Origin of the sequence: Oceanobacillus halotolerans, assembly GCF_010993955.1 — a bacterium.
Taxonomy (GTDB): domain Bacteria; phylum Bacillota; class Bacilli; order Bacillales; family Amphibacillaceae; genus Oceanibacillus_A; species Oceanibacillus_A halotolerans.
Window position 1 is genome coordinate 35,317 of sequence record NZ_WIXL01000001.1, and the last position, 21,830, is coordinate 57,146.

The 21,830-nt window shown below is 36.3% G+C and carries 17 protein-coding genes, 1 tRNA gene and 2 other annotated features; of the genes, 2 read left to right on the forward strand and 16 right to left on the reverse strand.

Translation table 11 applies throughout. From position 1 onward, the window contains the following. Window positions 1–496: 496 nt before the first annotated feature. The 8 genes from GHC26_RS00205 to guaB all read right to left on the reverse strand — a co-directional run bounded on the left by GHC26_RS00205 (window position 497) and on the right by guaB (window position 8,614). Complete coding sequence (locus tag GHC26_RS00205) at window positions 497–790, reverse strand: TIGR04104 family putative zinc finger protein (RefSeq protein WP_163969253.1); 294 nt, start codon at window positions 788–790, stop codon at window positions 497–499. 24 nt (window positions 791–814) lie between these two features. Next, window positions 815–1,624, reverse strand: a complete 810-nt coding sequence (gene proC / locus GHC26_RS00210; RefSeq protein ID WP_163969254.1) for a pyrroline-5-carboxylate reductase — start codon at window positions 1,622–1,624, stop codon at window positions 815–817. A gap of 80 nt (window positions 1,625–1,704) precedes the next feature. Beyond that, window positions 1,705–1,914, reverse strand: a binding site (T-box leader). Window positions 1,915–2,014: 100 nt separating this feature from the next. Continuing rightward, window positions 2,015–2,107: transfer RNA gene (locus GHC26_RS00215), tRNA-Ser, on the reverse strand. Window positions 2,108–2,285: 178 nt separating this feature from the next. Then, window positions 2,286–3,560, reverse strand: a complete 1,275-nt coding sequence (serS, locus tag GHC26_RS00220) for a serine--tRNA ligase (RefSeq protein ID WP_163969255.1) — start codon at window positions 3,558–3,560, stop codon at window positions 2,286–2,288. Window positions 3,561–3,829: 269 nt separating this feature from the next. After that, window positions 3,830–4,054 (reverse strand) — a binding site (T-box leader). Window positions 4,055–4,112: 58 nt separating this feature from the next. Further along, the gene (pdxT, locus tag GHC26_RS00225; protein WP_163969256.1) at window positions 4,113–4,703 is read right to left on the reverse strand and encodes a pyridoxal 5'-phosphate synthase glutaminase subunit PdxT; all 591 of its coding nucleotides are present in this window, start codon (window positions 4,701–4,703) and stop codon (window positions 4,113–4,115) included. A gap of 15 nt (window positions 4,704–4,718) precedes the next feature. Further along, window positions 4,719–5,603 (reverse strand): pyridoxal 5'-phosphate synthase lyase subunit PdxS, encoded by an 885-nt coding sequence (gene pdxS, locus GHC26_RS00230; RefSeq protein ID WP_163969257.1) that lies wholly within the window; start codon window positions 5,601–5,603, stop codon window positions 4,719–4,721. 51 nt (window positions 5,604–5,654) lie between these two features. Further along, complete coding sequence (locus tag GHC26_RS00235) at window positions 5,655–6,983, reverse strand: serine hydrolase (RefSeq protein WP_163969258.1); 1,329 nt, start codon at window positions 6,981–6,983, stop codon at window positions 5,655–5,657. A gap of 161 nt (window positions 6,984–7,144) precedes the next feature. Continuing rightward, on the reverse strand, window positions 7,145–8,614 hold the full coding sequence (gene guaB / locus GHC26_RS00240; RefSeq protein WP_163969259.1) for an IMP dehydrogenase: 1,470 nt from the start codon (window positions 8,612–8,614) through the stop codon (window positions 7,145–7,147). A gap of 192 nt (window positions 8,615–8,806) precedes the next feature. On the opposite strand from guaB, the gene GHC26_RS00245 reads away from it, so the two are divergent. Beyond that, on the forward strand, window positions 8,807–9,766 hold the full coding sequence (locus tag GHC26_RS00245) for a YaaC family protein (RefSeq protein ID WP_163969260.1): 960 nt from the start codon (window positions 8,807–8,809) through the stop codon (window positions 9,764–9,766). Here GHC26_RS00245 and GHC26_RS00250 read toward each other — a convergent pair. The 8 genes from GHC26_RS00250 to dnaA all read right to left on the reverse strand — a co-directional run bounded on the left by GHC26_RS00250 (window position 9,763) and on the right by dnaA (window position 21,076). Continuing rightward, window positions 9,763–10,854 (reverse strand): HD-GYP domain-containing protein, encoded by a 1,092-nt coding sequence (locus GHC26_RS00250; protein ID WP_163969261.1) that lies wholly within the window; start codon window positions 10,852–10,854, stop codon window positions 9,763–9,765. The two genes, GHC26_RS00245 and GHC26_RS00250, sit on opposite strands and share 4 nt — an antisense overlap. Before the next feature lie 252 nt (window positions 10,855–11,106). Next, the gene (gene gyrA / locus GHC26_RS00255; RefSeq protein ID WP_163969262.1) at window positions 11,107–13,620 is read right to left on the reverse strand and encodes a DNA gyrase subunit A; all 2,514 of its coding nucleotides are present in this window, start codon (window positions 13,618–13,620) and stop codon (window positions 11,107–11,109) included. A 199-nt stretch (window positions 13,621–13,819) separates the two neighbouring features. Further along, window positions 13,820–15,739, reverse strand: coding sequence for a DNA topoisomerase (ATP-hydrolyzing) subunit B (gene gyrB / locus GHC26_RS00260; protein ID WP_404821759.1), 1,920 nt, complete (start codon window positions 15,737–15,739; stop codon window positions 13,820–13,822). Between the two features lie 104 nt (window positions 15,740–15,843). Then, window positions 15,844–16,155, reverse strand: a complete 312-nt coding sequence (remB, locus tag GHC26_RS00265) for an extracellular matrix regulator RemB (protein ID WP_163969264.1) — start codon at window positions 16,153–16,155, stop codon at window positions 15,844–15,846. A gap of 30 nt (window positions 16,156–16,185) precedes the next feature. Beyond that, window positions 16,186–17,304, reverse strand: coding sequence for a DNA replication/repair protein RecF (gene recF, locus GHC26_RS00270; protein ID WP_163969265.1), 1,119 nt, complete (start codon window positions 17,302–17,304; stop codon window positions 16,186–16,188). Window positions 17,305–17,365: 61 nt separating this feature from the next. Further along, entirely contained in the window at window positions 17,366–17,584 is a 219-nt protein-coding gene (yaaA, locus tag GHC26_RS00275) for a S4 domain-containing protein YaaA (RefSeq protein ID WP_163969266.1), read from the reverse strand. A gap of 819 nt (window positions 17,585–18,403) precedes the next feature. After that, the gene (gene dnaN / locus GHC26_RS00280; protein ID WP_163969267.1) at window positions 18,404–19,540 is read right to left on the reverse strand and encodes a DNA polymerase III subunit beta; all 1,137 of its coding nucleotides are present in this window, start codon (window positions 19,538–19,540) and stop codon (window positions 18,404–18,406) included. A gap of 183 nt (window positions 19,541–19,723) precedes the next feature. Then, on the reverse strand, window positions 19,724–21,076 hold the full coding sequence (gene dnaA / locus GHC26_RS00285) for a chromosomal replication initiator protein DnaA (RefSeq protein WP_163969268.1): 1,353 nt from the start codon (window positions 21,074–21,076) through the stop codon (window positions 19,724–19,726). 615 nt (window positions 21,077–21,691) lie between these two features. On the opposite strand from dnaA, the gene rpmH reads away from it, so the two are divergent. Next, window positions 21,692–21,826 carry a 50S ribosomal protein L34 gene (gene rpmH, locus GHC26_RS00290; RefSeq protein WP_035507360.1) on the forward strand — a complete coding sequence of 45 codons (135 nt, stop codon included), beginning with the start codon at window positions 21,692–21,694 and terminating at the stop codon, window positions 21,824–21,826. Window positions 21,827–21,830: the final 4 nt, after the last annotated feature.

The window sequence follows — 21,830 nt, forward strand, 5'->3', positions numbered from 1 at the left end:
TTTCCCGCAGGAGTCTCGCATTTTCCACAGCTTCAAATAGTTTGACTAACATGAAAGAAGATATGATTCGAAATTTATAATTATATTGAAATTCGACAATCCATTGCTTCATGCAACGTATTTGCAACGTATTTTATTCAAAAATGGTATAGACAAAAAGGCATCATCAACAGTGGAGGAAAAACACGTAGACTCCTGCAGGAAAAGAAGCCTAGGTGAGACCCCTAAAGACGAGTAGCACGAGGAGGCTCAACAGCCGCCTGCGGTAAAGTAGACACTGTGAAAACGAATAGTTTGAACAGATGTCGCACTTATGCTCCTGGTGAAAGCGTAGTGTTTTTCCGTAGCGGTTAATTATAGCTAAAAACTATTGCGCATAATATGAATTATACGCAGTAGAAAACAACAAAGTATGTGAACAGATCTTTTTAAAAAGATCTATAAGTAAAAGAGACAACAATAACCAAACTGTTGTCTCTTTTACTTTATAAAAAGATTAATAAATAGGCTCCTCATCCTTACTCAACTCAGTATAAAATGGAATAATAAAATACATTAAAACAAATATGGTAATCACAATAGGAATATAAATTACCGGAGCAACACCAAAAGAAACAAGTGGTAGCCATACTAATAACGGCACCATTTGCAGTGTTGATTCTCTCCATCTCCCTTTCGTTGTTACATATACTGCACGATCACAATAAGGACATTGTTTTTTCCTTCTTAATACTTGTTTCAATGTATCCTTATAGTGCCATTGTTTCCCACAAGATGGACAATCTGGCATTCATTCCACCCTTCCTCTTTCCATTTATTGTTTTCCTAATTCAATAGACCTTTCCCTTGCACTGTAAACACATTCCATAATGGCCTCTTGAAAATCACGTTTCTTTAATGTTTCGATACCTGCATGTGTCGTTCCTGCTGGGCTTGTGATTTTTTTTCGTAGGACGTCCGCTGTTTCACCAGATTGCTTTAGCATTTCACCTGCACCAATAATGGTTTGAGTAACTAGTGATTTTGCTATTTCTTTATCTAAACCTGATTTAACAGCAGCTTCTTCCATTGCCTCTACTAAATAATAAATATATGCTGGTCCACTTCCAGAGATACCTGTAACTGTATGCATTAAATCTTCATCAACAATTGTTGTCGTACCAACCGTTTGAAATAATTCATCTGTTTGGTGAACATGTTTCTCAGTAGCATATTCACCTTTTGCAATAGCTGAGGCAGAACTTCCAACACTTGCTGATGTATTTGGCATCACACGTACAACAGGAATTTCCATCCCAAACTGTTTTTCAATAAAATCTGTTGAAATGCCTGCAGCGACCGAGACAATTAACTGGTCTTTGTTCACATATGGCTTCATCTCGTCTATTGCTACTTCCATATCGTAAGGTTTCATTGTTAGCACAATCATATCGGCATCTTTTAAGACAACCTCTTTATCTTGCTCACACGTTATGTTATAACAATCGACTAAGTGATCTAAACGTTCTTGATTTGTTTTATTCGTCACATAAATATTTTCCTTCGATAAAAAACCTTCTTTTCGTATTCCAGCAATAATTGCTTCAGCCATTGACCCTGCTCCAACAAATGATACTTTATTCATTTATACTAGATCCTCCTGTATTTTTTTAATTCTTATATTATATGTCCCTTGCCATATAAAAAACCCTTATTCCATCCTAAAAAAAGGACGGAATAAGGGTGAGATTCCGTGGTACCACCTTAATTGGCAATTGCCCACTTTGTATTGATAACGCAATATATTGCGGTTAGTTTATCACTAACAACTCACAGGTAGGTTCACGAATGACACTTATGATGGAATCTTTCAGCCAATGAATTCCACTCTCTTTCACAGGTTACATTCGCTACTATTCTGCTCAATGTCTTTTTATAACTTATCTTTTAACGATTATAATAAATAAAACCGCTACGATTGTAACGGCTTCATCTATCTGTCATATCTCCAAATTTTATGCGCTTTTTTTATAAATGGAGGAGGTAGAGGGATTCGAACCCCCGCGCGGTTTGACCCGCCTGTCGGTTTTCAAGACCGATCCCTTCAGCCAGACTTGGGTATACCTCCATGCGACATATAATAATATACAATATTATATTTCCGATGTCAACAATAAAAAATACATTTTTTAAAAACATTGCCAAAGAGGGAAAAGGTCCTTCCCATCTTTGACAATCATAAGGTTATTTTTCCTTATTTGCAAGGAATTCGTCATATAGCTTGGTAGGTTTTATCATCACTTTTACTAACCTAAAATTTCTTTTCCTCCCATATATGGACGAAGTACCTCTGGAATCACCACTGTACCATCTTCTTGCTGATAATTTTCTAGGATTGCTGCAACCGTTCTACCAATTGCTAATCCAGATCCATTTAATGTATGAACGTATTCTGGTTTTGCTTTTTCTTCCCGACGAAAACGAATGCCAGCGCGTCTTGCTTGGAAATCTTCAAAGTTAGAACAAGAAGAAATCTCACGATACGTATCCTGGCTTGGGATCCATACTTCAATGTCATATTTCTTTGCTGCTGTAAATCCTAAGTCACCTGTACACATGCTCATTATACGATAAGGAAGTTCTAGTAATTGTAATACTTTTTCTGCATTACCTGTAAGTGTTTCTAATGTTTCATAAGAATCTTCTGGCTTTGCAAAATGAACCAGTTCTACTTTATTAAACTGATGTTGACGAATTAAACCTCTTGTATCTCTTCCAGCTGAACCTGCCTCTGAACGGAAACAACCACTAAATGCTACATATTTTTTTGGTAAATCATCAACTGAGAAAATTTCGTCACGATGATAATTGGTTACAGGTACCTCTGCTGTTGGAATCATAAAATAATCCCAATCTGCCAATTTAAATGCGTCTTCTTCAAATTTTGGAAGTTGTCCAGTACCTGTCATGCTTGTGCGATTTACCATGTATGGTGGTAACATTTCTTCATATCCATGCTCATCTGCGTGTAAGTCCATCATAAAATTAAGTAATGCTCGTTCTAATCGTGCACCAAGACCTTTATAAAAAACGAAACGACTTCCCGTGACCTTTGCTGCACGTTCAAAATCTAAAATATCTAGATTGGTTGCAATATCCCAATGGGCTTCGGCATCAAATGGAAATTTTGGGAGACTCCCCCATTTGCGTACTTCTACATTATCCTCTTCGTCTTCCCCAACAGGAACACTTTCATGAGGAATATTAGGAATAGATAGCATCATTTGTTCTAATGTCTCTTCAATATCCTTTAATTCTTTATCATAGGAAGAGATTTGGTCTCCTACTTCTCGCATTTCCTTAATAACTGGCTCTGCATCTTTATTTTCCTTTTTTAGTTGTGGAATTTTTTTAGATGCTTCATTTCGTTTTGCCTTTAGCTGCTCTGTTTCAGCAATTAATTTTCTTCTTTTCGTATCCAGCTCTTCAAATTTATCAAGCTCAGATAAATCCTCTCCTCGATGTGCAAGTTTTCCTTTTACCTCTTCTAAATTATTGCGCAAAAATTTCATATCTAACATGTTAACTTCCTCCTTTAGATTTTTTTCAATGTGTCCATTTCTATAGATATCGACGTAGGTTAGTACTTTTGATTTCCGCTCCGAACAGATGTCGCACTTATGCCCCTGGTGAAAGCGTAGTGTATTTCCGGAACGGCGGGAAAAATTCCTTTAATGATTGCGCAGCATTCTATCAACTCTACATAACGGTTTATTAAACCAAAAGGTGAATACAGCATTTTTACAACCTATAGGTTTAAGCCCATACAAAAAACTCTCATCCCTACAAAAATAGGGACGAGAGTTTTTCCCGCGTTGCCACCCTGATTGAAGAGTATAGATGACTCCTCCAGCTCAAGTTAGATCATAACGGGACCTACCGGGTTTACTTACTTCGACTGACTATTCGTAAACCAGTTCAAGGATGGATTCACAGCACCTTCTCATCGATTCACACCAGCCATCGACTCTCTTAAGAAAAGGGTACTGTTACTAGTTCCTATCACCACTATTGTTCCTATTTCATTATCATTAGACTATTTTATATTATGCTATATCTTATCGAATTTAGCCCTAACTTGCAAGGGTTTGTATCGATTCTTCTACCATTTTTACAAAATAAGCAATCAAACGATTATCATCGGTTAATTCTGGATGGAAGGCTGAGCATAAATAATGATCCTGTTGTGCTGCTACAATTCGATCTTGATACGTGGCAAGAACCTCTACTTCAGAACCAACTTCCGTGATATATGGAGCACGAATGAAGACAGCATTAAAATTGTCCGCAATATCCTTCACTGGAATTTTTGCCTCAAAGCTTGCTACTTGACGACCAAACGCATTACGAGCAACTTTCATATTCATCAATCCTAAATGTGCTTGCTCTTGTCCCTCAATTTCACTTGCCATGAGAATTAACCCAGCACACGTTCCAAAGATTGGCTTTCCTTTTTCTCCAAATGCTTGGATCGCATCAAAGAAATCGTAGCTGTCAATAAGACGACGCATCGTTGTACTCTCTCCACCAGGAAGAATCAGTCCATCAATATCCTCTAATTGTTCTTTTCGTTTTATTTCGATTGCCTCCACACCACATGCTTCAACAGAACGAATATGTTCACGAACAGCACCTTGTAATGCTAATACTCCAATCGTTGTCATACGGATTCCCTCTTTCTATTCACTTCGGTCTTGCATACGATCATGTGCTTCAAGTGTACTCATTTCAATTCCTTTCATGGCAGTACCTAGATCTTTGGACAGTTCTGCAATTAATTTATAATCTTGAAAATGAGTTGTTGCTTCAACAATCGCTTTTGCAAATTTAGCTGGATTATTAGATTTAAAAATACCAGAACCGACAAATACACCATCAGCACCTAACTCCATCATTAATGCAGCATCAGCTGGTGTTGCTACTCCTCCTGCTGCAAAGTTAACCACTGGCAAACGACCTTCTTCACGAATTTCTAATAACAATTCAAATGGTGCACCAATTTCTTTTGCAAATGTCATTACTTCATCTCTTGACATCCCAGTTAATTTACGAATTTCAGATTGTACTTGACGCATATGACGTACTGCTTCGACAATATTTCCAGTTCCTGGTTCCCCTTTTGTACGAAGCATAGAAGCTCCTTCACCAATACGGCGAACTGCTTCTCCTAAATTACGGCACCCACATACAAATGGTACCGTAAAATCGGATTTATTTAAGTGGTATATATCATCAGCTGGTGTTAATACTTCACTTTCATCAATGTAGTCAACACCCATTGCCTCTAGCACGCGTGCCTCTGCAATATGACCAATTCGTGCTTTTGCCATTACTGGAATGGAAACTGCATTCATCACTTCTTCTGTAATGGTTGGATCAGCCATACGTGCAACACCACCTGCTGCGCGTATATCAGATGGCACACGTTCTAATGCCATTACAGCAACTGCACCCGCTTCTTCTGCAACTTTCGCTTGTTCGGCGTTTACCACATCCATGATAACGCCGCCTTTTTGCATTTCTGCCATTCCACGTTTTACACGTTCTGTACCTGTATTTGTCATCAATATTCCCTCCTATTAACATCGAAACTTCTACCAAATATATTTTACTATTTAGAACCATCCTTTAACAGTATCAACTACTGTTGAAAACATACTACTGAAAAAGTCACCAACAGCACCTAATGACAACATCAACCAATTTGCTTTTTCAACATCACCTTTTGTCACTAAATCGACTGTTTGACTCTTTTCTCCAAATATATAGCCATAATCGGTTTCGCCATCATATACAAGTTTTGCAGTTCCTACTTTTTCCCCTGCTTCAATTGGTGCTTCTAGTTCACTATCTTCGTTTAATTTATCTTCATCAAATTGATACGTAATCTGATACGCTTCCTCTTCCCCATTTTTTATAGGTAGTGTAAATCCTTCACTTGTTTCTACTTCTACTGTATCTTCTTTTCCTTTTGCAACAGGAATTGTACTTTCATCTTCTAATTGATAGCCTGCTGGAAATAATTCTTGTGTTTCAAATTGATTAAACCCATAATCCATTAACTGTTGAGTTTGCCCAAAGCGTGCTGCTTCACTTTCTGTTTTCATCACAACAGAAATAAGACGTTTACCATCTTGTTTTGCAGTTCCAGTAAAGCAGTAACCTGCAAGATCGGTGTAACCAGTCTTTAGTCCATCAATTCCTTCATAATAAAATTGTTTGAAGTTTACACCTTCATGTGGTAGCATTCGATTCCAATTGGTAATGATTTGATCATCGAATTCTGTTTCTGGGATACTAGATATATCTAATGCGTCTGGATAATCCTTAATTAAGTGATAAGCGAGCAGTGCTGCAGATCTTGCAGATAATAAGTTATTGGCATTTGGGTCTGTTCCTTCTGGATAGTTTTCCCCAAGAGACTCATTCGCTAACCCAGTAGAATTGACAAATTCAAAATCTGGTAGACCCATTTCTTCGCCTTTTTCATTCATCATCTTCACAAATTCGCCTTCAGATCCTGCAATTAATTCTGCTAATGCTATCGTCGTTGCATTATCTGAATTAATTGCCATGGCTTCATATAATTCTTGTACCGTATAATCTACATTTTGTGTAAGGCCTACGCCTGAAAACGAAGCATCTGCAGAAATACTGTATGGGTAATCACTTATTTGTGTTGTTGTGTCCCAGCTGATTTGACCTTCTTCGATCGCTTCCCAAACTAAGTATTCCGTCATCATTTTTGTCATACTAGCTGGTGGAAGTGCGGTATCAGCATTTTTTGCATATAATATCTTTCCTGTTTCTGCATCAACTAAAATAGCTGATTCCCCTCCAATATCTACTTCTGCCTTTGTAGCTATTGGTTGAACCGTAACAACTATCAAACTCAAAACAAATATAAGAAACAGTAACAACTTCTTTTGGAATATATCTTTCAACTTTTTCTACCTCCACCTTATCGTTATGGCAATATTACGGGAATTCTACTACGTTTAGTAGAACGCACTTTTTTATTTTACCACGAATGAGGCATAAAAAATAGATGGGGAAGCACCCCCATCTATCCTATTTTTTTCATTAATTAAATGGGTATTCTAGCTTATACGTGATAATTTGGTGCTTCTTTTGTAATTTGTACATCATGGGGATGACTTTCACGTAAGCCAGCATTTGTAATCCGGATAAAACGTGAATCATTTCGTAATGCTTCAATTGTTTTAGCACCACAATAGCCCATACCTGCACGTACACCACCTACTAATTGGTGAATCGTGTCTGCTAGTGGACCTTTATAGGCAACACGTCCTTCAATTCCCTCTGGTACAAGCTTTTTGGCATCTTGTGAATCCTGGAAGTAGCGATCTTTTGATCCTGCCTTCATGGCACTAACAGACCCCATACCTCGATACACTTTAAACTGTCTTCCTTGGAAAATTTCTGTCTCACCAGGACTCTCTTCTACACCAGCAAACATACTACCAATCATGACAGCATGGGCCCCAGCTGCAAGTGCTTTTGCGACATCTCCTGAATATTTTATACCACCATCGGCAATAATAGTTCCATCATATTCTTCTGCAGCAATCGCACAATCATGGACAGCTGTAATTTGTGGAACACCAACACCTGCTACAACCCGTGTCGTACAAATAGATCCTGGCCCAATTCCTACTTTAACAATAGTTGCACCCGCTTCAAATAATTCTTTTGTAGCCTCAGCTGTTGCAACATTTCCTGCAATAATATCTAAATCAGGGTATTTTTTTCTTACTTTACGTACTTGTTCAATTACTCCTTTAGAGTGACCATGTGCAGTATCAATTACAATAACGTCGACCCCTTTATCTACCAACTGCTCAATCCGTTTCATAGAATCTGCTGTAACGCCCACTGCAGCACCAGCTACTAGCCGACCATGAATGTCTTTAGCAGCATTCGGAAATTCTATTGCCTTTTCAATATCCTTAATGGTAATTAATCCTTTTAACACATTGTTTTCATCAACAAGAGGCAGTTTTTCAATTTTATGACGTTGCAATATTTCTTCCGCTTGTTCAAGTGATGTTCCAACTGGAGCTGTCACAAGATTATTATGTGTCATTACTTCTGAAATAACGGTGGAATAATCTTGTATAAATCGTAAGTCACGGTTCGTTAAAATACCAACTAACTTCTGTTCTTCAATACTATTTACAATGGGTACACCTGAAATTCTAAATTTTCCCATCAAATGTTCTGCATCGTACACTTGATGCTCTGGAGTTAAGAAAAAGGGATTAGCAATTACACCACTTTCCGAACGTTTTACACGATCAACGTGTTCTGCTTGTTCTTCAATTGACATATTCTTATGAATGATTCCAAGTCCACCTTGTCGTGCCATCGCAATTGCCATTGGTGCTTCTGTAACCGTGTCCATCCCAGCACTAATGAAAGGGGTATTTAGCTTGAGGTTAGCTGATAATCTCGTATCAACCTGTACATCCTTTGGTAATACTTCTGATTTTGCAGGCATTAGTAATACATCATCAAACGTTAAACCTTCTTTTACAAACTTGTCTTCCCGCATTCTTACCCTCCTCAAAATAATAGTTTACATATTGCCGATGTGTTAAAAAATAAACAGTTGGTCATACTAAGTAAGCATTTTCTATTGTAGTTTACAATACGCCAATCCTTCTTTTTTTTCAATAGCGTTTTGGAAAGGATAAAAAATAAATAGATTCGCAATTTTCAAACATGCTAGAGGGGAGCTTTCTATATGAAGTTTCAAGAAATAAATACGTTCTACACCTATTTATTATCGCAATCATCTGCACAATATTTTTTATATTCCTGCTACCAGCAATTGGGGATGAAAGACGCTGAAATAAAAAGTTATGAAAACTGTAGTGCATTTGTCCATTACTTAAATCATGGCAGAAAGTTTTATGAAAATGGCAGAAAATCGGAGTTACTGATACAGCCAATTTTATATTTTTATGGAATGGTTCATCTATTAAAAGCCTGCCTATTGACTATTCGACCAAATTATCCAGAATCAACTAGTTTGTTAGCACATGGTGTATCGACTCGAAAAAGAAAACGAAAAAACTATTCCTTTATAGAGGATGAAGTGAAAATACAGCACAATGGATTGTTTCCCTATGTGAATCAACATATCTACGAGCAAGAAAAGGTTCCATTTGAGAAAATAAAAATGGATTATTTATTCGGGCTTATCCCAGAAATGCAGATTTTACTTTCGTTTCATCAACGGGAAAAAATGATAAGTGTCGGGAAACAACACCAATCTATCCTGAGGCTTCCTACACAATTATTGGATCACTACCATTTAACAGAAAAAGCATTGATCCAACGGCTGAAACCTTATTTATCACCCATTAAAAAAACGACAACAGAAAAAGAAGCTGTTATCGTTGAATTAACAAAAAGCATCGAAAGTGAAAGTAATCCATTTTTCTTCCATATGTCTAATGAAATGATTTACTTTCCGATCAATCGATCCTATTTTATCCCGATTTCAGAGGTTATGGTACACTATCTTCTATTGTATAACCTTAGTATGTTATGTCGGTATGAAGCAGAATGGTGGGGGGAATTAATTACAACTAAACCAGAAATTGATTATGCGTTTATCAGCCATTTTTTAGCGATCACTGCTGAAAAAATTCCACTTCTTCTTGGACATAAGCTTTATCAAAATTTACAAAGGAATTAAGATCTACTTAATAATTCATCAATATATAGATTGGTTTCATCTTTTAAGGAAATAATATGGTCTGTATCTGATATTCGTATCATTGGACGAGTAGGCTGTTCCGATTCAACAAAGACAATTTCACCAATTTGGTCATTAGATAGTTTCACTTTTGTACCTATTGAAAAATTGGACAAGCTTTTCATAAACGTTTGGACAACTTTCACATCAAGTGTTGAAAACTGTTCTTTTTGGATCTCCTCTATTACCTGGAATGAGGATCGTTTTTCTTGATATGGGCGTTCACAGGTCATGGCATGGTAAATATCACAAACAGCAATGATTCGTGCATATGGATGTATGTTTGATGTCGTCAATCCAAGTGGATAGCCACTTCCATCACAGCGTTCATGATGCTGTAAGACAGCGAGCTTCATAGATTTGGTAATTGTAGGAATATGTTCTACAAATCGATAAGAGTAGACAGGATGCTTTTTAATCTCTTTAAACTCCGCTCCTGTTAACGAATCAGTGCTCATCAGCATGGTAGGATTTAGCTTGGACATCCCACAATCACATAGTAAAGCTGCAATCCCAACTTGTAGGTATTCTGCTTTTGAATAGCCCATTTTTTTAGCAAGGAAAGTACTTAATACACTAAGCGCAACACTATGATGATAAAAATATGTTTCTTTTCCAGCGTAATGATGTAGGGTATAGACAGCTTGATTTATATCATCTTGTCGTTCTAATAATGGTACTAGCCATTTACGAATAACAGCTACATCAATCGGCTTTTGTTGTTGCCATTCCGTAAATAATGCCTTGTATTTTGTGACGACATATTGATAATGTTCTTTGAACGAACGTGCTTCTATCTCTATTGACTGTTCCTTTTTTTCTTTTGGTGTAAGTTTTTTAGGATTAAATGCTTGGCCATCCGCTAGTTGATGAGCTACATCCACCTGTTCAATTAAAAAACGCTCCAAGACCTTGATATGTTCCTCCGTTAACACTGTATTTTTCGGAACAATTGGTTTTGTTGTTTTACTATAAATATCCCGTATTACCACACAACCCGGAACAAGTTGTTCCACTCTTACTCGCATTTCAATCCCCCTAAAGTTAACAACTTTCTTCTAAAAAAGAAAAGCTCTTTATAGATCCTTTATTTTATTTGGACATCGCTGTTGATGTGAATTGCGACGTAAATCAAAATGGATTTTTTATCCGCTTCGGAAATCAATGGCGCTATCTACGTCACAATATAGGTAAACTATTCACTAAGATTTACACTAAAAAAGACAAACCTTAAGAAAATAGCCAAAAGAAATATCTATTTCTCTTGGCCTTTCCTCATTCTAGTTGGTTTCGTTTGAATTATCTTCTGATTCAGGATCATCTACTTGTTGCTCAACTTCTTCCGCTACATCTTTTTCTTCTTTATCTTCAGCATGTTCAATTTTAGCAACGGTAGCAACGGATTCATCTTCATGTAAACGAATAAGGCGAACACCTTGTGCATTTCGTCTTGTTCGGGAAATACCTGAAACTGGAATTCGAATTAAGACACCTGCTGCTGTAATAAGCATAAGATCTTCCTCACCTGTTACTGCTTTTACAGCTACTACATGGTCTGTCTCTGCTAGTTTACATGTATAGATCCCTTTACCACCACGTCTTGTAATTCGATATTGATCCTCTGGTGTACGTTTACCAACACCTTTATCTGTTACATGCAATACTTCTGTACCTCTTTCCAATATTTCCATTGAAATAACTTCATCATCATCTCTTAAGGAAATACCTCTTACACCAGCTGCTGTTCTACCCATAGAACGAACTTGGTCTTCTGGGAAACGAATTAAGTATCCATTTCGAGTACCAATCATAATATCTTTTGTACCATCTGTCAGGCGAACAGATATTAACTCATCCTCATCCCGCAGCCCTACAGCAATCAATCCACCACGGCGGATATTAGCAAAATGGGATAGTTTCGTTCGTTTGGAAATACCATGTTTTGTCGTAAAGAATAAATAATACTCATCAGAATACGCTTCAACGGATATAACAGCATTGATCCATTCATCATTTTCAATTTGCAATAGATTAATAATAGGAAGACCTTTAGCTGTCCTGCTAAACTCTGGGATTTCATACCCCTTTGCTCGATATACTTTTCCCTTATTCGTAAAGAAAAGGATTGTATCATGTGTAGAGGTTGACACAAGATGTTCAACAAAGTCATCTTCATTTGTACCCATTCCTTGGATACCACGACCACCTCGTTTTTGCGTACGGTAAGTGGAGGCTGGTAAACGTTTAACATAACCTTGGTGAGTTAGCGTAATAACAATATTTTCTTCAGGAATTAAGTCCTCATCCTCAATAAAATCAACGCCACCTAGCATAATTTCAGTACGACGGTCATCACTATAGCGTTCCTTAATATCGATTAGCTCTTCACGGATGATTTCCAATACTTTTTCTTCATCGGCGAGTATCGCTTTTAGCTCATCAATTCGTTGTCGTAATTCTTTATATTCCTCTTCAATTTTTTCGCGCTCTAAACCAGTTAAGCGCTGCAGACGCATATCTAAGATAGCTTGTGCCTGTTTTTCAGAGAGATTAAAATTTTCCATTAACCCTTCACGGGCAATATCTGCCGTTTTAGAGCTTCGAATTAATTCAATTACCTCATCTAAATGATCTAGAGCAACGCGTAATCCTTCTAAAATATGTGCACGTGCTTCTGCTTTTCTTAATTCAAAAGCAGTTCGTCGTTTAATAATTTCCTGTTGGTGTTTTAAATAATGTTCTAAACTTTCCTTAATTGTAAGGATTTTTGGTTTACCTTCTACTAATGCCAACATATTAATTCCAAAAGTCGTTTGTAATGCGGTGTATTTGTATAAATTATTTAATACAACATTTGCATTCACATCACGACGAAGCTCGATTACAACGCGTAACCCATTCCGATCTGATTCATCTCTTAAATCAGTAATACCATCAATTCGCTTATCTCGAACAAGCTCAGCAATTTTTTCGATTAATTTCGCTTTATTCACTTGATATGGTAATTCAGTTGCAATAATTTTAGATTTTCCATTAGCTAGTTCTTCAATATGCGTTTTGGCACGTACCGTAATGGAACCTTTTCCAGTCTCATAAGCTTTACGGATTCCACTTCGACCTAAAATTTCCCCAGCAGTAGGAAAATCAGGACCATGTATATGATTTTCCATCAGCTCTTCTATTGTAATTGTCGGATCTTTACTAATTGCAAGGACTGCATCAATCGTTTCTCCCAGATTATGTGGTGGAATATTCGTAGCCATCCCAACCGCAATACCTGATGTTCCATTTACAAGTAAATTTGGAAAACGAGCAGGAAAAACAATTGGCTCTTTTTCAGATCCATCATAGTTTTCCGTATAATCGATGGTATCTTTATTGATATCACGTAATAGTTCCATTGAAATTTTTGACATGCGAGCCTCTGTATAACGCATTGCTGCAGCAGAGTCACCATCAACTGAACCAAAATTTCCGTGGCCATCTACCAACATATTACGATAACTAAAATCTTGCGCCATTCGGACCATTGCTTCATAAACAGCAGAGTCACCATGGGGGTGATATTTACCGATTACTTCTCCAACAATACGCGCTGATTTTTTATAAGCTTTATCAGCATGCATACCTAAATCATTCATTGCATATAATATTCTACGCTGAACTGGTTTTAGACCGTCTCGTACATCTGGTATGGCACGTGAGACAATAACACTCATTGCGTAATCTAGGAATGATGTTCGCATTTCCTGACTGATATTAATTTCCTGAACACTTGGACGTTGATCCACCATTAAATTACCTCCTTAAGAAAAACACTAACCTATGTTTTCCTTCGGCCAGTCAGATTAGAAGAAATCGCATGTATAGCCGATTTCAACACATTTGCAGATAGGAAAGTATAAACCATCCTATCTGCATAAGTGCAACTAAGGCTTTCGCTATAAAGACCTAGCGATAAGCCAAGTTTTCTAATATCCTTTGCCTTTTTTTCTAAATATCTAAGTTCTTTACATACTGTGCGTTCTCTTGTATAAAGTTTCTACGAGGTTCTACTTTATCACCCATTAACATGTCAAAAATTTGGTCTGCATCAATGGCATCTTCTAATTCTACTTGTAATAATGTTCGAGATTCAGGATCCATCGTTGTTTCCCAAAGCTGGGTAGCGTTCATTTCTCCAAGCCCTTTATAACGCTGTAAGCCTGGTTTTGGTGCTTTCGGAATTTGTTCTATAATACGTTCCATTTCAGCATCATTATAAGCATAATAAACAGCTTTCCCTTGTTGTATTTTATATAATGGCGGTTGTGCAATATACACATAGCCATGTTCAATTAATGGACGCATGTAACGGTAGAAAAAGGTTAGTAATAATGTTCGTATATGTGCACCATCCACATCAGCATCTGTCATAATGACCACTTTATGGTAACGAGCTTTGGAAATATCAAATTCTTCTCCAATTCCTGTTCCTAAGGCTGTGATCATCGAACGTACTTCATTGTTGGATAGAATTTTATCTAATCTAGCTTTTTCTACGTTTAAGATTTTCCCTCTTAGTGGCAAAATAGCTTGGAAATGACGGTCTCGTCCTTGTTTTGCAGATCCTCCAGCAGAGTCACCCTCTACAATATACAATTCACTAATTTTTGCATCTTTTGAGGAGCAGTCTGCTAATTTCCCTGGTAAATTGGACACTTCTAAAGCACCTTTACGTCGTGTTAGTTCACGTGCTTTTTTCGCAGCCATTCGTGCTCTAGATGCCATAAGTCCTTTTTCAACAACAATTTTTGCAGTTGTTGGATTTTCAAATAAAAATTTGGATAAAGCTTCACTAAACACTGAATCTGTTACTGTCCGAACTTCACTATTTCCTAGTTTCGTTTTCGTTTGCCCTTCAAATTGCGGATCAGGATGTTTAATCGAAATAATTGCTGTTAAACCTTCTCGAACATCTTCACCACTTAAATTTGGGTCATTTTCTTTAAATAAGTTATTTTTTCGTGCATAGTCGTTAATAACTCTTGTTAAACCAGTTTTAAAACCAGATTCGTGTGTTCCACCTTCATACGTATGAATATTATTGGCAAATGAATAAATATTGCTGGCGAATCCATCATTATACTGAAGGGAAACTTCTACTTGTATTTCGTCGTCTTCCCCTTCAGCATAGAAAGGTTCATGCAATACTTCTTTTGTATGATTGATATATTCAACATACGAACTAATACCACCTTCATAAAAATAGCTCACAGGTTCAACATCAGTTCGTTTATCATCAAGGGTTATGGTTAAACCTTTATTTAAAAAGGCTAATTCACGCAATCGCTGGGTTAAAATATCATAACTAAATTCGACACTTTCGGTAAAGATTTCAGTATCTGGAACAAAGTGAATCATCGTACCTGTAATATCTGTTTCTCCAACAATCTCAATTTCACCCTGTGGAACACCTTTTCTAAAGGATAGATGGTGAATCTGACCATCACGATGAACCTCTACTTCTAGATATGAAGATAAAGCATTTACAACTGATGCACCAACACCATGTAATCCACCAGATACTTTATAACCGCCACCACCAAATTTTCCTCCGGCATGTAGGACTGTAAGGATTACTTCTAATGCTGGTCGACCTGTTTTCTCATGAGTATCTACAGGAATTCCGCGGCCATTATCTTTAACAGTAACACTATTATCTTCCTCAATAATCACTTGTATATGGTCACAATAGCCTGCTAAAGCCTCATCAATACTGTTATCCACAATTTCCCATACAAGGTGATGAAGTCCTTTTTCACTTGTTGACCCAATATACATTCCAGGTCTTTTACGAACTGCTTCCAATCCCTCAAGGACTTGTATCTGCTCTGCGTCATAGGCTTGTTCTTGTGATAATTTATCTTCCATTGTCATATTTTCACCTGCGTTTCTATGATTAGAAAAACTCGCATTCGCTCGTCCTTTAGCGAATGTGTCAGTTTTTCTTAAACTTTCCTAACATATAAAAAAACTTAGTTGATCGTTTCCAGATCATTCTCATCATCTATTTCCAATTCATCTGAGAAATCATCTAATTTACTAATTGTCGATATCATGCTAGCTCGTTTCTTTAAAGTAGATACAGATAATGAACTATAATAAATAACATCGCTTGTAATGACGACCGCTTTTGCTTCATTTTTCGGCCCCACTATTTTGCTATTTATCTCTGCATTATCCATCATTTCTTCCATGATTGTGGAAGAGGTAACTACATCATAGTCAATAATGGAAATCACATCTTTTGATTGAATGACATTATCATTGCCAATATGAATAAACATCGTATTCCTCCACACTTGCTAAAAATTAAATTAACTTTCTTTTTCTACTGTACCATTATGCACTCGGAATAACTCTGCATTTTGTAAGGTTGAATGATTAATTCCATCAACACTCGTGGTGGAAACAAAAGTTTGTACTTTTCCTTGAATGGTATTTAGGAGATGTGATTGTCTATAATCATCAAGCTCACTCAATACATCATCAAGAAGTAAGGTAGGATATTCCCCTACTTCATTGTAAATAAGCTCTAATTCAGCCAATTTCACAGAAAGAGCTGTCGTTCGTTGTTGTCCTTGTGACCCATACGTTTGTACATCCTTTTGATTAACATAAAAGGTAAGATCATCTCGATGCGGGCCACATAAAGTAGTTCCACGTTCAATCTCTTTTTCTTCTATTTCTTGAAATTTATTTAAATAGACTGTTTCTATTATTTCCTTATTCGCTTCTTCTGATACGTCTACTGTCGGGTTATACTGAATTTCAAGGTCTTCTAACTGACGACTTATTCCATCATGAATTGGTCGTGCCCACTTACGTAATAATTCTAAAAACAAAAAGCGTCGCTCAAGCAATGTTGCTGCATGTTGGGCTAACTGCTCCGTTAAAACAGATAACATCGTTTTATCTTGGACTTCTTTTCGTTGCATTTGTTTTAACAGCATATTGCGTTGCTTTAAAATTTTTTGATATTGTCCCAAATGATAGATATAGCGTGGTTGAATTTGTCCTAGTTCCATATCAATAAAACGTCGTCGTATTTGTGGTGGACCTTTGACTAATGTAAGATCTTCTGGAGCAAACATCACAACATTAAATGCACCAATATAATCACTTAATCTTTTTTGTTCTAAATGATTTAGTTTTGCTTTTTTTCCTCTAGTAGATAAGATGATCTCTAAAGGTATTGATTGATTCCGTTTCGTAAGTCTACCTTCTATTTTACCATATTCTTCGTTCCACTGTATCAATTCTTTTTCTCTAGGTGTACGATGTGACTTAGTAAAGGCTAATACATAGATTGCCTCCATCAAATTTGTTTTCCCTTGTGCATTTTCTCCAATGATCACATTAATTTTATCATCAAAGGTTACATCCAATTTTTCATAATTACGATAATGTTTTAATGTTAATTGATCAATAAACATAAAGAATTCCTCTTTTTTTCTAGCGACTTTCTACCTTTTACACAATATAATGTAGGTACCATTAATCTTTCACAACAGTGAAGGTACCTACATTTTCTACTTCAACGACGTCATTTGGATAAAGTTTTCTTCCTCGACGGTGTTCTCTTTCACCATTAACGATAACACCTTGGTCTTGCAAAAACAGTTTTACCATTCCGCCTGACTCAAGGAAATTTGCGAGTTTGATAAATTGACCCAAGGTTATATACTCAGTGTTAATACTAATTTGTTCTTCCAAAAATATCACCAAATTCTCTTTTTTATTTTGCTTGCACGTACTTACTTCGTATACCTCTATTTTACTAAAGTTTCCTCGTGAAAGAAAGCTAATACATCTTAAAAAAATAGCTGTTTTTTAAAAGATAGTTGCTTTAGTATAAAACCTCTTTCATATAAGATGTATTATGCACTAGCTTACCGTTCCGGCAGAATACTTCGCTTTCACCAGGGGCACAAGTGCGAGCATCTGTTCAAACTTGTCGTTTTCACAGTGTCTTCGTAGCCATGGACACGGCCTCAGCCTCCCGTGACGCACAGAACACTTCTTCCGGGGTCTTCGGACACGTGTTGTTTCCATAGGAGTCTACGTATTCTGCCTCCACTAGTAGAGATTTTCTAATCAACAAGTAATTAAAACCCATGAAATCAACTTGTCGTAGAGTTCATCTTACTTAAGCCTAAAAAAATTATCCTAAGCTCTGGAAAATGCGAGTCTCTTCAGGAATAGGAGTCGACTTTCCTCCGCTCCAATCAACTATTGTATAGTACGCAAATACATGATAAAACATAGCTCAAATCAGCGGAGGAAATACACGTAGACTCCTGCGGGAGGAAAGGCCTAGATGAGACCCCGCAAACGAGGAACGAGTTGAGGAGGCTCAACAGCCACCCGCGGAAAGCGAAGTGTATTTCCGAAGCGAGTAAACGCTCTAAACATCACTTTAAGTTATGTCGCATAATATACATTATGCGACATAGGGTCAATAGAAAAGGATAAAGCTCTTACCTTATTCAGATAAGAGCTTTATTAATAGCTTGTCCTAAATTTTGAAGATCATTAATACGTCCGGACAGGTAAAATCAATTGCAAAATTGGATCATTGTTAGCTGGACGAATAATAAATGGCCTCATTGCACCAGTAAAATCTATTTTCACTTCATCGTATTCAATTGCTTTTAACGCATCTAACATATATTTCGAACTGAATGATATTTTTAATTCTTCTCCCTGAATGCTATCAACATTTACTTCTTCAACAACACGTCCAACCTCAGGTGAATTACCAGTAATTTCAACAATTTGATTACTCTTTGTTGTTAATTTAACGACATTATTTCGGTCTTCTTTAGCTAAAAGGGAAGCACGATCAATTGTATTTAGTAACTCTTTTGTTTTTATATGAATAACCGTTTTACTTTGATCAGGTATTAAACGAGATGTTTCTGGATAATTCCCATCTAGTAATCGGGACAAGAAATTTAGATGTTTAGTTCTAAATAGGATTTGATTATTCGTAACACTGATTTCTACCGTTTCTTCTGAATCATCTAGAATTTTGGAAAGCTCATTTAAACTTTTTCCAGGAACAACAACACTTGAGAATGATACATTTGTTGAGTCCATCGGAATTTCACGTGAAGCAAGTCGATGACTATCTGTTGCTGTAAAAGATAGTTTGTTATCTTCTAATTTTAAATTAACCCCTGTTAATATCGGTCTTGTTTCCATTGTTGATACGGCAAAAACAGTTTGCTTAATTAAGTTTTTTAATAAATCAATCGGTAATTCAAAGCTTTCATCTGTCTGTAGTTTTGGCAATTGTGGATATTCATCTGCATCTTGGCCATTAAGATTAAATTCTGCTTTTCCAGAACGAATCGTTACATTTAAGTTAGCATCCGCTTCTACTTCAACTGTTTTTTCTGGTAATTTACGAACAATCTCTGGAAAATAGCGTGCTTGTAAGACGATACTGCCTTCTTCTATTTGCTCAATATGAACGATACCCTCTTCTTCTACTGGTATATGGGATTCAATAGAAATATCAGAGTTACTACCAGTTAATAAAAGTCCATTCTTTTTCGCTTCAATTTTCATTCCAGTCAAAATAGGAATAGCAGTTCTTGCTGATATTGCTTTCATGACATCCTGCACACTAGCAATTAGTTTGTCGCGTTGAACGATAAATTTCATAAAATATTTCCCCCTAGTGGAAGTAATCTATATATCTTTTATTTATAAAATATAATAATAAAAGTAATAAGGCTTGTGATTATGTGGATAACTAAGAAATGGTTTTGTATATCAACTTATCCCCATGTGGGTAAAGTGTGAACAAGTATGAACCTGTTATCCACGCTATTCACATGTGGATAACTAAATTGATTTGATTTGTTCTTTAATTTCTTCAATTTCCTTACTTAAAAGGGTATCATTTTCCATCATTTTTGCTATTTTTTCATGTGCATGGATAACGGTAGTATGATCACGGCCACCAAATTCCTCTCCTATTTTCGGAAGAGAAAAGTCGGTTAATTCACGTGATAAATACATTGCTATTTGTCTAGGAAAAGCAATAGATTTCGTCCGTTTTTTCGCTAACATTTCTTCTAATTTGACATTATATTTTTCCCCAACAACTTCTTGAATTCCCTTTATTGTAACCACTTTTGGTTTCCTACTTGGAATGATATCTTTTAACGCATCAGCAGCTAATGAAGCATCAATATCTTGGTTCACTAAAGAAGAATAGGCGACAACTCGTATGAGAGCACCTTCTAATTCTCGGATATTCGTATCTATCTGGTTAGCGATATAAAGCATTACTTCATTAGGAATATCTAATCCTTCTGCTTTGGCCTTTTTATTTAAGATAGCAATACGTGTTTCTAAATCTGGAGGTGTAATATCTGTGATTAATCCCCATTCAAAACGTGATCGTAAGCGATCCTCTAATGTTGGGATTTCTTTAGGAGGACGATCACTCGAAATGATTATTTGCTTACTTTCTTCATGCAAGGTATTAAATGTATGGAAAAACTCCTCTTGTGTTGATTCTTTCCCAGCAATAAATTGGATATCATCAATTAATAAGACATCGACATTACGGTATTTGTTGCGAAAATTAATGGTTTTATTATCCATAATGGCATTAATAAATTCGTTGGTAAATTTTTCCGAAGTTAAGTATACTACATTTGCATTTGGGTTATGTTCGAGTACATAGTGTCCGATTGCATGCATTAAGTGGGTTTTCCCTAATCCGACACCACCATAAATAAACAATGGATTATATGCATTAGCAGGTGCCTCGGCAACCGCTAATGAAGCAGCATGGGCAAACCGATTGCCTGATCCGATGACAAATGTATCAAATGTATATTTCGAATTTAGCATCGTTTTCGGGGACTCTGTACCAGAATCATTTTGTATTGGTGTTGCTGCTTTAGGTGATGGATTCGTTTCTTCTTCTGTAGTTTGTAACTCTGGAATAATGAATTTTATCGATAATGGTGTCCCAGTAATGTTCCCAATAATATTTGTTATTAAGGATGTATAATGCCCTTCTAACCAATCACGTGCAAATTCATTAGGAGCTGCGATAATTAAGGTATCTTCGTTAATTCGTAATGCTTTTGTGTTTTTAAGCCACGTGTCAAAACTAGGTTTACTAATTTTCTCTTCTATTTTTTCTAATGTCGCAGTCCATAACTCCTCAATATTATTCAACTATGTCACCCCTTTCGGTAGTAGATGATAGAAAAAGCCTCTCTCGATCCTTCTACTGAATAGAAAGATGGAAAGGCATTTTTGCATAAACATTTAAAAACTAGCATAGGCTATGAATATAGAAAATAATGCTAGTAAATTGGAATGATATGAAATTTTAGTTGTGGACAGTCTATCCTATAACATACAGTAGATCATAACTTTTATATACATCATTCACAAACATGTTGATAAGTCTGCACACATAGATGTTAATAAATATCCACATGATATCCACAGATTGTGGAAAACTTTTAATATAGAATCACCTATACACATATTAAAACACAAATATAATACCAAATAAAACCTTAATTTGCAATGGTTTTTTGACAGTTATCCACAATTTCTATAGCTTGTAGATATTTACTATCCACACCACTATATTTTGTGATTAACATGTCGATATGTGTTGTGGATAATAAAATGATATCGAAAAATGTTGAACAAGGATTTGTGGATAAAAATAATTCCATGTGAAGTTGACAAATAACTAATGAATTCCTTATAATAGTTGAGACTGTCTATTGGATTAGTTTTAAATGAGTTTTTATTCCTCGAGGAGGTGCAAGATAGATGAAAAGAACGTTTCAACCAAATAATCGTAAACGTAAAAAGGTTCACGGATTCCGTGCACGTATGAGTTCAAAAAATGGACGTAAAGTACTAGCACGCCGTCGTCGTAAAGGTAGAAAAGTATTATCTGCATAGACCA

Excerpts from the sequence above, each read along its gene's own strand:
- GHC26_RS00205 (WP_163969253.1), bottom strand. The coding sequence starts at position 790 with ATGCCAGATTGTCCATCTTGTGGGAAACAATGGCACTATAAGGATACA.
- proC (WP_163969254.1), bottom strand. The coding sequence starts at position 1,624 with ATGAATAAAGTATCATTTGTTGGAGCAGGGTCAATGGCTGAAGCAATT.
- serS (WP_163969255.1), bottom strand. The coding sequence starts at position 3,560 with ATGTTAGATATGAAATTTTTGCGCAATAATTTAGAAGAGGTAAAAGGA.
- pdxT (WP_163969256.1), bottom strand. The coding sequence starts at position 4,703 with ATGACAACGATTGGAGTATTAGCATTACAAGGTGCTGTTCGTGAACAT.
- pdxS (WP_163969257.1), bottom strand. The coding sequence starts at position 5,603 with ATGACAAATACAGGTACAGAACGTGTAAAACGTGGAATGGCAGAAATG.
- guaB (WP_163969259.1), bottom strand. The coding sequence starts at position 8,614 with ATGCGGGAAGACAAGTTTGTAAAAGAAGGTTTAACGTTTGATGATGTA.
- GHC26_RS00245 (WP_163969260.1), top strand. The coding sequence starts at position 8,807 with ATGAAGTTTCAAGAAATAAATACGTTCTACACCTATTTATTATCGCAA.
- GHC26_RS00250 (WP_163969261.1), bottom strand. The coding sequence starts at position 10,854 with ATGCGAGTAAGAGTGGAACAACTTGTTCCGGGTTGTGTGGTAATACGG.
- gyrA (WP_163969262.1), bottom strand. The coding sequence starts at position 13,620 with ATGGTGGATCAACGTCCAAGTGTTCAGGAAATTAATATCAGTCAGGAA.
- gyrB (WP_404821759.1), bottom strand. The coding sequence starts at position 15,739 with ATGGAAGATAAATTATCACAAGAACAAGCCTATGACGCAGAGCAGATA.
- remB (WP_163969264.1), bottom strand. The coding sequence starts at position 16,155 with ATGTTTATTCATATTGGCAATGATAATGTCATTCAATCAAAAGATGTG.
- recF (WP_163969265.1), bottom strand. The coding sequence starts at position 17,304 with ATGTTTATTGATCAATTAACATTAAAACATTATCGTAATTATGAAAAA.
- dnaN (WP_163969267.1), bottom strand. The coding sequence starts at position 19,540 with ATGAAATTTATCGTTCAACGCGACAAACTAATTGCTAGTGTGCAGGAT.
- rpmH (WP_035507360.1), top strand. The coding sequence starts at position 21,692 with ATGAAAAGAACGTTTCAACCAAATAATCGTAAACGTAAAAAGGTTCAC.